This is a genomic window from Polynucleobacter sp. UB-Tiil-W10, from assembly GCF_018881605.1.
In the GTDB taxonomy this organism is placed as follows: domain Bacteria; phylum Pseudomonadota; class Gammaproteobacteria; order Burkholderiales; family Burkholderiaceae; genus Polynucleobacter.
In genome coordinates this window covers 1,213,931-1,227,177 of the sequence record NZ_JACVPZ010000001.1, presented here as the reverse complement: position 1 = coordinate 1,227,177, position 13,247 = coordinate 1,213,931, and the positions used below count along the sequence as shown (strand labels likewise).

Genomic DNA, 13,247 nt, shown 5'->3' with positions numbered 1-13,247 from the left:
TGATGGATCTTTTACCCTACCTAACTTTAGCCATTGGAGCATTTGTTGGCATCTTGATGGGGCTTACCGGAGCTGGCGGGGGTATCCTATCGGTGCCTTTGCTGGTTTTTCTTCTTCACCTTCCGATTTCTGAAGCGGGCCCAATTGCATTAACAGCAATTACTATTTCTGCCGGCGCTGGAGCAATGATAGGTTTGAATGCCAAACTGCTCCGCTATAAAGCAGCTGCATTTATGGCTTTATTTGGCTTACTGTTATCTCCCTTAGGCTTATGGCTTGCCCAGCAAACTCCTAATACTCCACTCCTAATACTATTTAGCTTGGTGCTAATGTATGTTTCTATTCGTATGCTATTACAAGTTGCAAGAATCCTCTCAGGAAAACCCATACATAGCGCTAAAGCTCCGCCATGCCAATTGGATCTCTCCATTGGAAAACTAATCTGGACGGTCCCTTGCGCAAGAGCTCTTATGTTCGCAGGGGCCAGCGCAGGATTTCTATCGGGCTTACTTGGTGTTGGGGGTGGATTTATTCTAGTACCGGCACTCAACAAATTTACTGACCTTCCCATGAAGTCCATTGTTGCAACCTCTCTTGGGGTATTGGCAATTGTTTCAGCTGGAGGGGCATTTATTTCACTCGCCTCTGGGACTCTTAATACAGGAATGGCAATTCCATTTTCAATCGGCTCTTTATTTGGCTTATTGCTTGGAAAATTTCTAGAGAAGAAAATCAGTGGTCCCAGGGTGCAACAAATTTTTGCGATCTTTACCTTAATCATCGCCATAAGCCTTCTCATCAAGGCATTAAATTAAACTTAAGAACCAGTTTTTGACTAAAACTTTTAGCCTTCGAAAACATTAATACGCGACACCCCTTTTGTGCGAGTCAAAAGACCACTTCTTACACTTCTCTTTATACTGGGCATTAGTCTTTTAGGAGTTTTGCTGATGACCATTGCCAAACCAAGTACTTTTCTATCTAGCTCAATCAGCAGCATTTCAGGAACGGTCAACAATCTCAACAATGAATTACTTGAATACGTAAACCCAGAAAAGCCTACGCACGACCATTCCTCGCAATATTACAAACGCTTTTTCATCTCCAAATTTAATTTAGGTGACAAGGCTATTGAGGCAAAGTTTTCATCTCCCATGAAGATTTCCGAAGGCGATCAAATTACCGTATCGGGATATCAAAAAGATGGCGCCCTTCAAGTTCTTGCGTATCAAAATCAAACGCAGCAAGTAACTAGCAATGAGAATTGGGTTGTGCTGGTCCTGGGCTCTCTTTTCTTCTTCGCGGTAGCAATTGGCTTGCTGAATAGCGAGCTTGTCATCGAGGGTGCAATCATTCCCAAGCTCTTTCTATTTGGCTTTACCTTGGTTGCCATATATATGGGCTACCGAGCCTTACTCATTCGGGAAGCTGTAAAGCTACTTTCTAACTAGATCGCAAATAAAGCCAGTTGTTCATGTCGATTAAATAAAAAAGCCCTTATGACTAAGGGCTTTTTTATTACATGTAGTTTAGACAGCTACTTAGTGACCACCTGCACCACCTAAGTAGGCGGCTTTGACAGCAGGGTCATCCTTGAGCTTTTCAGCAGGTCCGTGAGTAGCGATTTTGCCGTTCTCAAGAACATAGCCATAGTCAGCGACGTTCAAGGCAGCAGCAGCGAACTGCTCAACCAACAACATCGTTACCCCTTGAGACTTCAAGTCAGAAATGATCCTAAACACCTCTTCAACCAAAATTGGCGCCAGACCCATTGATGGCTCATCCAAGAGGATAATTTCTGGGTTCAGCATCACAGCACGTGCCATAGCCAACATCTGCTGCTCACCACCAGACAATGTTCCCGCCAATTGATTGCGACGCTCTTTAAGGCGTGGGAACATTTCTAGAGACTTCTCGAGATCGTTCTTGATGTCGCCTTTTGGGCGGCTGCCTGTGAAGCGTGGAAATGCTCCAAGCAACAAATTGTCAGTAACTGACATCGTCGTAAATACACGACGACCTTCAGGACTATGAGCCAAGCCTAAGCGGGCAATTTTATGAGAGTCGTAACCATCAATTTTTTCGCCGCCTAAAGTTACTTCACCAGCAGTTGGCTTAATCATGCCTGTAATAGCACGCATGGTGGTGGTTTTGCCAGCACCGTTTGAGCCAATCAAGGTAATCACTTGGCCTTTAGGAACATCAATATTGATGCCGTGGAGGACTTTAACTTTGCCGTAGCCTGCTTCAAGATTCTTAATAGATAACATGGTATTTACCGATTCAATATGTTCTAGTGATTAAGCGCCCAAGTAGGCATGAATCACCTTCTCGTCTGCCTGAACTTCAGCTGGTTTACCTTCTGCAATCTTCTGACCGAAGTCCAATACAGAAACGGTATCGCAAACTGACATCACCACATCCATGTGATGCTCAATCAGGATGAAGGTAATACCGCTATCGCGGATCTTACGAATAATGCGCAAGAGCTCTTTAATATCAGGAGCTGTCAATCCTGCAGCAGGCTCATCCAACAAGAGTAGTTCAGGATCCAAAGCCAAAGCGCGAGCAATCTCTAGCAAACGCTGCTTACCGTATGGCAAGTTACGAGCCTCTTCGTTCGCTAAGTCATCAAGACCAACGAACTTGAGAAGCGCCATTGCACGAGCATGGGCTTCAGCTTCTTCCTTCTTGTAACGCGGTAGATGCAAAGCAATTTCTACCATGTTCGATTTAAAGGTGTGATGTAAACCAACCAAAATATTTTGGATGGCAGTCATTTCACCGAAAAGTTGAACGTTTTGGAAAGTACGCGCAATACCGGACAAGGCAATATCGGAAGATGTCTTACCAACAACACTTGCGCCTGCGTACAACACGTTACCGGCTGTAGGCACATAAATACCAGTCAACACGTTCATCATGGTGCTCTTGCCGGAACCGTTAGGGCCGATCAAGCCATGAATAGTGCCACGCTTGATGCTCAGATCAACATTGTTCAAGGCCTTCAAACCGCCAAATTGCATCAATACAGAATCAACCTTGAGGAGCTCAGCACCAGTATTTTGATTGGCAACAGTACTAATAAAGCTAATGGAGTCATCCACTTCTTCGTGATCACCACCACGGGTAGTTTTAGCTTTACCGACCATGGATTGATAGAAGCTTTTCGCAAAGCCAACAATACCGTTTTGCAAGTAGTAGACAACGAGCAAAATCATGAAGCCGAAAATACTCAAGCGCCAGTCAGAGATGCTGTTGAGCCAGAATGAAAACGCAGCTAAACCTACAACACCAGCAATCGGAACTGCTACACGTTTAGGGGTAGTTAATTGCTTGGATAGGGCCATAGCAGCGCCCGCCACTACAACGATTGCAATAATCGAGGCAACAATACGGAACAGGAAGATATCGTCAAGCAGTTTTGGCAATAATACGATGATGGCAGCGCCAATCACTGCGCCCAAGCGGGACTTGCGTCCCCCCATAATGATGCCAAGTAGGAACAAAACAGCTAATTCATTGTTATAAGTGTTTGGGGAAATGTATTGCTCTGAGTAGGCGTACAAGCAACCAGCCAAGCCAGCAAAGCCCGCGCTAAGTACAAACGCAATCACCTTAAAGCGATAAACAGAAACGCCCATACAGTCACAAGCAATCGGGCTATCACGCAAAGCTTCGAAAGCACGGCCGATTTGGGATTTCACAAAACGATCAACTACGATCATGGAAATAATGAGGACTGCAGAGACCAACCAGAAATACTCTGCCTTGGTCATAGGTACACCCATGAGTTCGGGCTTTGGAATCTTGATACCTAAAGGACCCTCGGTCAACCAAGTCATTTCATTAATTAAAATCTGAGCGATCGTACCGAATGCTAAGGTCACCATCGCAAGATATGGCCCGATTACCTTCAAGGCTGGCAACGCTAATATCCCGCCAAAGATCGCAGTAACGATGATGGAAGCTGGGATATTGACCCAAATTGGCAAACCAAAGTGGAAGTACAGAACACCAGCGGTATAGGAACCAATTCCAAAAAGGGCTGCATGCCCTAAGGAGACCTGACCTACATAACCCACCACAATATCCAAACCAAATAACAAAATGGTGTAGATCAGGATAGTTTCAACTAGGTGAATGTAATAAGGATTATGGATAAATAAGGGCAATACAAACAGCCCCGCAATCGCAATTAATATGGGTAATAGAGACTTCAATTTCATCATTAAACTTTCTTAATCGCAGATTTGCCGAAGAGACCAGATGGTTTGTATGCCAATACAAGCAATAACAAAATCAAACCTGGAACATCTTTGTAACCAGTAGAGATATAAAAACCGGTAGCTGTTTCGACAATACCCAAAATCAAACCACCCACAATAATTCCAAGACCGCTCGATAAGCCACCAATAATCGCTACCGCGAAAGCCTTCAAACCTAAGGCGCCGCCCATAGTTGCGCCAGTCAAAGTCAGTGGTGCAATCAATACACCTGCGAATGCAGCTGTTAAAGAAGAAAGTGCATATGAGAATGTAATGACTACGCTGGTATTAATCCCCATCAAGCCAGCTGCATCACGGTCGTTTGCTGTCGCAACAACCGCTTTACCGTAAATCGTTTTACGGTTAAAGAACTCCACTAACAACATCATCACTAATGCGCCAACGACTACTAAAATTTCCATTGGCAGAATATTTGCACCCAAGAAACTCATTGGCTCCATTGGTAACGGTGGTGGAAATGGCAATGCATCACGACCCCAAATATTTTCAGCCACGTTCTTGAAAATAATACCGAGAGCGATGGTAGACATAATCCAACCAAACTCCGATTTAATCTTAATTGCAGGACGGACGCCGATGAGCTCAACGAAGCTACCTTGCAACATACCAAACAAGCAAACCACTGGAATCATCACCCAGTAATTCATACCAAAGGTATCCACGCAAGTTAAACCTACAAGAGCACCTAACATCAGCGCTTCACCCTGACCGAAGTTCAAGGTGCCAGATGTGGCAAATGTGAGCTGAAAGCCGAAAGCGATGACCGCGTAGATCATCCCCACCGCTATGCCGCTCGAGAGGATTTGTGCAAACATGTCCATGTTATTGGCCTAAATATTCTTAAAACTGTTTTATTAACGAATCCGACATTGTAAGCAAAACGCCGCTTCTAGGCGGCGTTTTGCTTTATCTAATGCTGCAGTGCAAAATAATTATTTAGATTGCCTGCCCTAGAGCTTAAATTACTTCTTTTTCGCTGTTGCGTCTTCAGCATTCAAGAACTGAACACGGCCGCTTTCAACCACACCCATAACTACGTCTTTTGACTTGATAGCCTCATGGTCTGTTGCAGTGAATGGCTTGTTGTAAGTAATCACAACGCCTTCAACAGGAGTCTTGAGATCTTGCAATGCCGCCAAAATCTTTGGTCCCTCTGTGCTGTTTGCCTGCTTGATAGCGGCAGCCAACAAATAAACAGAGTCATATCCTTGAGCAGCAGAAACTGGAGAAGCAATAATGCCATTCTTAGGCTTGAAGTCTTTCAAGTAAGCTTCAACGAAAGCTTTACGCTTTGGAGTTGTTGCAGGACTTTGAATGAAAGTTTCTGGCATTGTTGCGCCATCACCATTCTTACCGGCTGTATCAATAAAGCTCGCCATTGACAATGTCCAGCTACCAATCATTGGTTTTTTCCAACCCAACTTCGCCATACCGTTAGCAATTTGTGCCAACTCAGGTCCGATTGCGTATGTCAAAACAACATCAGCGCCAGCATTCTTTGCTTTGAGCAATTGTGAAGTCATATCTACGTCACCAATATTGAACTTTTCAGTTGCGACTGGAGTTACGCCGTAACCTTTCAATGCCTTCTCTAAGTCCTCACGGCCTAACTGACCGTAGTTTGTTGAGTCAGCCAAAATTGCTACCTTCTTTAAACCACGCTTCTCAACCGCTTCTTTGGCGATCATTGGTGCTTGAATATTGTCAGCTGCAGCATTACGGAATACGTAGTTTTCAGCAGCATTTGGGAACTGATGAGTAATCAATGTACCTGTTGCAACGTTGTTAAATACTGGAATCTTTGCTTCTTGATAGAAGCGTTGTGAGGCCAATGCAACACCAGTATTAATGTAACCCAAAGTAGCAACTACTTTTTCGTTGTTAATTAATTCTTGTGCAATTTGTACGCCACGTTCGTTTTTTGCTTCATCATCGCGCTCAACCAAAACGATTTTGTTGCCGTTGATGCCACCAGCAGCATTAATTTCTTTTGCAGCAAGGCGAACACCGTCACGCATACTGACACCCATTGAGGATGAACCACCAGTAAATGGACCTGCAACACCAAGTTTGATATCGGCAGCATAAGCGCCGGTTGTAAGCATTGCAGCAGCGGCTACTGCAAAAATGTGATGACGAATGTTCATAAAGTCTCCATGACTAAAAATTGCTAATTAATAAATACTTTTTTATATGTAAAACCGAAACGAACAGTTATCTTACTGTTAATACAAAGGCAAAAAAAGGGCTTTGTATTAGGGTTTTACATTAGCTCTAGAGGCTTATGAAAATCGTCTTTTAAGGCCACGCTCAATGTTTGGCCAAAAAAGGTTGATGATCAGCCCAACGATCACCAAGCCCGCTGCCAAGATCTTCCATGCTGGCAAAGACTCTCCCAAGAAATAGGCTGCCGCCCCCATGCCAAAAATAGGTACCAGCAAGGGCGCAGGCGCTACCACTGCCGCTGGATGCTTAGAAAGGAGCCAAGCCCAAGCCGAATAACCAAAGATGGTGTTTCCCCAAGACTGCCAAAGAACACCAGCCCATGACCCTACTGGGGCTGAGGTTAAAGAAGTACTCATATGCTCCCACCCACCCTCAAAAAGGTAAGAAATCGCAAATAAGGGGGGAATTGCAAAAGCGCTCGCCCAAACCACGTAGGCCAGCATATTGATAGAGCCCGCCCTACGACTGACGGTGTTTGCCACCCCCCAAGAGAACCCAGTAAATACAACCAAAGCCAAACCGAGGAAGGTCGTATTCGCATCAGTGTGCAGCGCAATAATTCCTAAACCGGTCATAGCTACCAGCACGGCCAGCATTTGATAAATACGCAAACGCTCTTTCGCAAAAAACATTGCAAAGCCGATTGTGAAAAATACCTGTGTCTGGATGACTAGCGAAGCTAGGCCTGGGGAAATGCGCCCATCAATCGCAAAGTACAAAATACCGAACTGCCCCACCCCCACTGCCAAGCCATAAATACAGAGATTGATCCAAGACACTTTAGGTCTTGGCATAAAAAACACCAGCGGCAGAAAAGCAAATGTGTAGCGCAATGCGGCAAACAGAAATGGTGGAAATGCGCCAAGCGATAACTTAATCACTACAAAGTTTGTACCCCACACCGCCACTATGGCTAGCGCCAGCAATAAATGACTCGCTGGTAATGAGTAAGTTTTCTGTGGGGTCTTAGGCACTCGTAAGCAATTCCGCTGCGCGCTCTGCAATCATCATCGTAGGTGCAGCAGTATTGCCAGAGGTAATCGTAGGCATGGCTGAAGCATCTACAACGCGCAGATGATGAATACCCATCACGCGCAACTCCGAATCAAGTACAGCCATCGGGTCATCAGCACGTCCCATCTTGCAAGTGCCTACCGGATGGAAGATCGTTGTACCAATGTCACCAGCAGCTTTTGCTAACTCATCATCAGTTTGATATTGCATGCCAGGCTTATATTCCTCTGGGGCATAAGGACCGAGCGCAGCTTGCTGGACAATCTTGCGAGTCAAACGCAAAGACTCTGCTGCCACTTTGCGATCTTCATCGGTCGATAAATAATTTGGGCTAATGACTGGCGGTGCTTCTGGATCTGTTGAGTGAATATGCACACTACCTCGCGAAGTGGGACGTAAATTGCACACACTTGCTGTGAAGGCATTGAATGAATGCAAGTCTTCGCCAAACTTCTCTAAAGACAATGGTTGCACGTGATACTCCACGTTTGCACTCTTTTGTTCTGGTGAACTATAGGCGAAGGCACCCAACTGCGAAGGCGCCATCGACATTGGGCCAGAGCGCTTAAGCACATACTCTAAGCCAATCATCATCTTGCCCCAGAGCGTATTGGCTTTGGTATTCAAGGTCTTAATGCCATTTACTTTGTAAACCATGCGCAGTTGTAAGTGGTCTTGCAGATTCTCACCAACCCCCGGGAGATCGGCGATAACAGGGATGCCCAATTGACTAAGATGTGCAGCAGAACCAATACCAGAGCGTTCCAAAATTTGTACGCTACCAATTGCACCGGCACTTAGCAATACTTCGCCACCCTGCTCGATTGCACATAAGGCTTCGCGGGCTTGTCCATTTTGAATGAATTCCACTCCAAGACAATTTTTTGTAATGGGATCTATTTTCAGTTTGGTGACTATGGCTTCAGTGAGAACCGTAAGGTTGCTGCGCTTGGCGGCATCCCTTAAAAAAGCTTTGGAAGTATTTAAGCGCCAACCGGCACGCTGACTCACATCAAAGTAACCTACGCCAAAGTTATCACCACAATTAAAGTCGTCGGAGGCCGGAATACCAGCTTCAACCGCAGCCTCCTTAAATCGATCCATGATGGGCCAACGGAGGCGCTGCTTGGAAACAGTCCACTCACCACCTTTGCCATGCCATTGATTAGCAGCGCTGTGGTAATCCTCAAATGACTTGTAGCGCTGAAGCGCATTTTCCCAAGACCATGAATCGTCTCCGGTTGCCCGCACCCAAGACTCATAGTCGCCCGCTTGGCCGCGCATATAAATCATGCCGTTGATTGAAGAGCATCCACCCAAAACACGGCCACGGGGATATAACAATGAGCGTCCGTTCAAGCCTTTTTCTGCAGCCGTTTTGAAACGCCAATCTGCCCTAGGGTTATCGATGCAATACAAATACCCCACCGGAATATGTATCCAGATGTAGTTATCGTTCTTACCCGCCTCAATCAACAAGACCCTCTTATTAGGATTCTCCGTCAAACGCTTAGCCAACATGCAGCCGGCACTACCTGCCCCAATAATGATGTAGTCGTAAGTATTTGTTTGAGTCATATGTCCGCCGCCGAAAACGAAATTGACCCCATTATTTACCAATACAAAAATTCAGGTATTTCTTGGTATTTTTGTTGATTTGTTATAGAATCAAAATTGATCTAATATTAGATCATGAGAACTACCTATAAAAAAGCTTTTGCCCAATTTGTAAAAAAGGCCTCTAAGCCTTTGCAGTTAGCAATTGAAATTAGGGTGGCTGAAGTTTGTAATAACCCTAGGATAGGCCAACAAAAGCTGGGTGATTTACAGGGGGTGTTTGTTTATAAATTTCGCTTTAATACACAGGAATATTTGATGGCGTATCAATTTGATTATTTTTCAGGTGTGACAGAAATAACCTGGATTGAATTTTGTCAAATCGGACATCATGAAAATTTTTATACGCAATTAAAGAAATCTATTCGATTCAAATGACATCTTCAAGCCACTTCAATACAGAAAGTAAGGTCTATATATGACTCAATACATGACTGCAGAGGATCTATTTGATCACGTACGAAAAATGCCCTCAAAAGAACGTATTAAATTTTTCTCTTTGATTGCGATAAATGCGTTCCAAGAGTCTGACTATACACATGAGCAAGTATTTGGACACCTAAGAAATGCAACCTTTTCAGCAGAAGAGGCTGCAGAATTTTTAGAGGTCTCACTTCCCACCCTACGTAGATACGTTCAGGCCGGTAGATTGAAGCCAACATCAATCATTGGTAGAAGCCAATTATTTTCAAGTACCGATCTAAAACTACTGAAGCAGAAAATCAACAAAGAATAGTAAAATTCCAATACCCGTCTAAAATACCCGTATGCATATTAATGAGAAGAATCGCACTCCCAAGCTGGTTGAGGCTGATGATGGGCCTAGTAAGTCTGAGCTAAAGCGCCAAATGACTGAGCGCCAGAAATTGGCGGAAGTTTTGGCCGCCTTAAGTAGCGATGCCTTAAAAACCATCCCCATGGATGAGGCGATTAAAACAGCAATTGCAGAGACGAACAAGATTAAGAGTTTTGAGGCGATTCGCCGTCATAAACAATATCTTGGCAAACTCATGCGCTTCTTAGATGAGGAAGAATTAGATACTATTCAGAAACGTTTGGATGCAATCCAAGGTGTCAGCAAAGCAGAAACAGCTAAGCTGCATTTTTTAGAGAGCTATCGCGATAGGCTGATTGCAAATGATGAAGCCTTCACCAAAATGATTGAGCAATATCCTAATATGGATATTCAGAATATGCGCACCTTAATACGGAATGCGCGTCGTGAGAAAGAACAAAACAAGCCGCCCAAGGCTTACCGCGAGATTTTCCGCGTACTCAAAGATATGGGTCTATAAACTAGACTTTAAGTTTGTTCGCAGGAACTTCTATCCAGCGATAAAAGTAATTAGCCGCAAAGATGCTGCAAGCAATAACTCCTAGCATCAACGCAAGCGCTAGCGCACCGCTTTTTTGTATATGAAAACCCAGGGCAATATAGAGCGTATTCGCTAACAAAATAAATGCGAAGTGAATTAAGAAAGCGCAGTAAGAGCGCTTACTTCCCCAGGAAATACATTTTAATAAGTTGCTTCCACTAAGACTTTTTGGGTAGTGCGTGTTGCCCCATAAATACAAAGCCAACGCCACAAACCAGGCAAGGAAGTTTCTTAACCAAATCTGCTGAAACGAGGCAGCAGCAATGATGAGGCCAATTAAGATCAGAGCTATCTTCGCTACGCGCTTCACACCAGCATCTTGAAAGCCGCTAGCCAAATAAGCTAAGACACCTAATCCATAAGAGCCCAGGAAATAAATAAAAAACGCCTCATATTCGCTCGAACGATTAAAAAATAACAAAGAGCTCACCGCGAAAATACTAATCAACCAAATCAGCGCTCGATAACTTGGGAAAGAGACAAACACGATAGCTAATACTGAATATAACTGCCAATCAATTGCAACATACCAAGCGCCTGCAGAAATGGAATCAAGCCCTAAGATGCCCTGAATAAAAAAGAGATGCGCTAAAAATTGCGAGAGAGTTTCTGATTGCCCAACAAACTCATCATTCACCCAAATACGCGCAATGTATGCGCACACAATTGTAAAAATTAATGCGGCAGCATACGGGGCAAATAAACGGAGATAACGATTCAGAATCAGTTTGAGCAAACCATTAGCACTAAATTTGGTATTGGCATATCTACTCAAAGACTGGGCAGCCAAATAACCTGCCATGACTAAAAAGATTTGTACTGCATAACGCCCGTACTCAAATAACCAAGTCATTAGACCAGGAAGAACTCTACGGGCATCCTCAGCAATTTGCCCATAACTCGAGAGATGATGAAGAATGATCATCAAGGCCGCTAGGACCTTGAGGATATCAACCAGAAAAAGCGGGGATGTTTGCTTCAAGAACTACTTAGATTTAGTCTTGCCCATCAAAGAAGCTAGCAATGGATTTGCGCTTGCTAGTTCTTTTTTGGACTTTGCCTTCTCATCTGCGCCGAGTTTAGGAGTCTTGGAAGCATTTTTCATTCCCTGCGCAGTCTTCAAAGCTAAATTCTTATAGAGATCCGTTTTTTTCATTGACATGATGAAGACTCTTTTCTCTGCGGTTCTTGATTAAATTGTTTACTGAGTTATTTAGTAAGTGAGCGAGCCGCTAAACCCATAAACAACAATGACCAACCCTGTAATAGCAATTCAATCGCAATCAACATTCCAGGAAGCCAAAGGCTAGACTCTGGATAGCCGTTCATGATCAGAACGCCCATCAAGATAGAGATTGCTGAAGATAGAACCAACCAGAACCATTCGCGGAAGTGGCGATGCTGGAATGCGGAGATCAAACGCAATGCACCAGTTACAAAAAAGATTGCTGCCAACCAAAGCGTAATCGCCTCAAGTGCTGGGATTGGGAAGGCCCAAGTAAAGATTGCTGCTGCAATATAGAGAGCAGCCAAAATGAGTTGTACGCCAACACTTTTCCAGCCTTGTGATTTCAAGGCATGAGCGCCTTGCAGCACGCCGCCAGCAAATAAGAAAATGCCTAGAACATTGACTGTAATAAATGAAAACAAGGTTTGGCCTGCGATGCCAATCATGCCCAGCACAATGAATAAAATTCCCAGACCAATTAAAGCGCCTGGAATTTTGGCAGCCGCGCCTAATACTTTCGTGCGGAGCTCTTGAATTTGAGCGTTTGATAGTTCGGCCATAAAGGTACCTTCTTTTCTAAATGAATGCTGTTAATAAAATCTAAATAATGACAACAAATTACAAAGTGTCGTAAACGGAATCTATAAATTGACGCACCGTCTTGTTAAATGCTTCAGGCTGCTCAATATTAGATAAGTGGGCTGCTTGCTCAAGTATCACCATTTTGGAGTGCTCTATTAAACGATGCAACACAATACCTTGGTCAACAGTACACGCTGGATCATCGCGCCCTGACAGCACTAGGGTGGGAGCTTTAATCTTTAGAAGCATTGTACTTTGGGCCATATCGCGCACCGCACTACCGCAAGCCATATAGCCATCGACATTGGTACCCAAAATCATCTGACGTACCTTTTCAATTTCTTGAGGGGCTCTTTCAATAAAAGGCGCAGTAAACCAGCGCTTAATCGTACCCTCCACTAATCCAGCAATGCCTTGAGAGCGAGCAATTTCAAAACGCTCCTCCCACAAGCTACGTGGTGGCATTTCTGAAGCGGTATTACAAAGTGACAATGAGAGAATTCGATCAGGGAATCGCGCAGCCAATTGCTGACCAATCATGCCGCCGATGGATAAGCCCATAAAGTGGGCTTTCTGAATACCAAGCGCATCCAATAATCCGATTGCGTCATCTGCCAATTGAGCAATGGTGTAAGGACCGGCACTAAGACCAGAACCTCCATGCCCTCTTTTGTCATAGCGTAATACGCGGTAGCGGTCTGCTAGTGCAGGCACGTTTCCATCCCACATGCTGCCATTAGCCATCAAACTGTTTGCGACCAACAAAACAGGGCCGTCTTGTGGGCCATCAAAACGATAGGCAATATCGACACCATTTACCTTGATGATTTGCTGATCCTGCATTTGAGTCATTTATCTCCACCCTATCTCAAGTTCTGTTTATCTTCTATTTATCTATTTGTCAGAGCATGTTAG

General features: G+C 44.3%; 15 protein-coding genes. 5 read left to right on the top strand and 10 right to left on the bottom strand.

What is annotated here, in order from left to right:
- Nucleotides 1-2: 2 nt before the first annotated feature.
- Together ICN33_RS06320 and ICN33_RS06315 are read left to right on the top strand one after the other, a co-directional pair.
- A complete protein-coding gene (locus tag ICN33_RS06320) occupies nucleotides 3-815 on the top strand; it encodes a sulfite exporter TauE/SafE family protein (RefSeq protein ID WP_216195477.1) in 813 nt (270 codons plus the stop codon).
- Nucleotides 816-950: 135 nt separating this feature from the next.
- Nucleotides 951-1,451, top strand: coding sequence for a hypothetical protein (locus ICN33_RS06315; protein WP_216195475.1), 501 nt, complete (start codon nucleotides 951-953; stop codon nucleotides 1,449-1,451).
- A gap of 90 nt (nucleotides 1,452-1,541) precedes the next feature.
- Here ICN33_RS06315 and ICN33_RS06310 read toward each other — a convergent pair whose 3' ends face one another.
- From ICN33_RS06310 to ICN33_RS06285, 6 genes are all read right to left on the bottom strand, one after another.
- Complete coding sequence (locus ICN33_RS06310) at nucleotides 1,542-2,270, bottom strand: ABC transporter ATP-binding protein (RefSeq protein ID WP_216195474.1); 729 nt, start codon at nucleotides 2,268-2,270, stop codon at nucleotides 1,542-1,544.
- Between the two features lie 30 nt (nucleotides 2,271-2,300).
- A complete protein-coding gene (locus ICN33_RS06305; RefSeq protein WP_216196575.1) occupies nucleotides 2,301-4,229 on the bottom strand; it encodes an ATP-binding cassette domain-containing protein in 1,929 nt (642 codons plus the stop codon).
- Nucleotides 4,230-4,231: 2 nt separating this feature from the next.
- The gene (locus tag ICN33_RS06300) at nucleotides 4,232-5,110 is read right to left on the bottom strand and encodes a branched-chain amino acid ABC transporter permease (protein WP_216195472.1); all 879 of its coding nucleotides are present in this window, start codon (nucleotides 5,108-5,110) and stop codon (nucleotides 4,232-4,234) included.
- A 141-nt stretch (nucleotides 5,111-5,251) separates the two neighbouring features.
- Entirely contained in the window at nucleotides 5,252-6,436 is a 1,185-nt protein-coding gene (locus tag ICN33_RS06295; RefSeq protein WP_216195469.1) for an ABC transporter substrate-binding protein, read from the bottom strand.
- A 135-nt stretch (nucleotides 6,437-6,571) separates the two neighbouring features.
- Nucleotides 6,572-7,489, bottom strand: a complete 918-nt coding sequence (locus ICN33_RS06290; protein ID WP_216195468.1) for an EamA family transporter — start codon at nucleotides 7,487-7,489, stop codon at nucleotides 6,572-6,574.
- The gene (locus tag ICN33_RS06285; RefSeq protein WP_216195466.1) at nucleotides 7,482-9,107 is read right to left on the bottom strand and encodes a GMC family oxidoreductase; all 1,626 of its coding nucleotides are present in this window, start codon (nucleotides 9,105-9,107) and stop codon (nucleotides 7,482-7,484) included. The genes ICN33_RS06290 and ICN33_RS06285 overlap by 8 nt, the downstream gene beginning before the upstream one ends.
- Nucleotides 9,108-9,221: 114 nt before the next feature.
- Between ICN33_RS06285 and ICN33_RS06280 the strand changes: the two genes are divergently transcribed.
- Genes ICN33_RS06280 through yjgA form a run of 3 tightly spaced genes read left to right on the top strand, consistent with a single transcriptional unit; the run spans nucleotide 9,222 to nucleotide 10,441 of the window.
- Nucleotides 9,222-9,524: a type II toxin-antitoxin system RelE/ParE family toxin gene (locus ICN33_RS06280; protein WP_216195464.1), complete on the top strand. Its 303-nt coding sequence runs from the start codon at nucleotides 9,222-9,224 to the stop codon at nucleotides 9,522-9,524.
- A gap of 40 nt (nucleotides 9,525-9,564) precedes the next feature.
- Nucleotides 9,565-9,882 (top strand): helix-turn-helix domain-containing protein, encoded by a 318-nt coding sequence (locus tag ICN33_RS06275; RefSeq protein WP_216195463.1) that lies wholly within the window; start codon nucleotides 9,565-9,567, stop codon nucleotides 9,880-9,882.
- 31 nt (nucleotides 9,883-9,913) lie between these two features.
- Entirely contained in the window at nucleotides 9,914-10,441 is a 528-nt protein-coding gene (yjgA, locus tag ICN33_RS06270; RefSeq protein ID WP_216195461.1) for a ribosome biogenesis factor YjgA, read from the top strand.
- A gap of 1 nt (nucleotide 10,442) precedes the next feature.
- Here the strand turns inward: yjgA and ICN33_RS06265 are convergent, their stop codons facing one another.
- The 4 genes from ICN33_RS06265 to pcaD are packed head-to-tail and all read right to left on the bottom strand — an operon-like array spanning nucleotide 10,443 to nucleotide 13,184.
- Nucleotides 10,443-11,504: an acyltransferase gene (locus tag ICN33_RS06265; RefSeq protein WP_255530682.1), complete on the bottom strand. Its 1,062-nt coding sequence runs from the start codon at nucleotides 11,502-11,504 to the stop codon at nucleotides 10,443-10,445.
- 3 nt (nucleotides 11,505-11,507) lie between these two features.
- The gene (locus ICN33_RS06260) at nucleotides 11,508-11,684 is read right to left on the bottom strand and encodes a hypothetical protein (protein WP_216195459.1); all 177 of its coding nucleotides are present in this window, start codon (nucleotides 11,682-11,684) and stop codon (nucleotides 11,508-11,510) included.
- 47 nt (nucleotides 11,685-11,731) lie between these two features.
- The gene (locus ICN33_RS06255; RefSeq protein ID WP_216195457.1) at nucleotides 11,732-12,310 is read right to left on the bottom strand and encodes an HdeD family acid-resistance protein; all 579 of its coding nucleotides are present in this window, start codon (nucleotides 12,308-12,310) and stop codon (nucleotides 11,732-11,734) included.
- Nucleotides 12,311-12,368: 58 nt separating this feature from the next.
- Nucleotides 12,369-13,184 (bottom strand): 3-oxoadipate enol-lactonase, encoded by an 816-nt coding sequence (pcaD, locus tag ICN33_RS06250; RefSeq protein ID WP_216195455.1) that lies wholly within the window; start codon nucleotides 13,182-13,184, stop codon nucleotides 12,369-12,371.
- Nucleotides 13,185-13,247 lie beyond the last annotated feature (63 nt).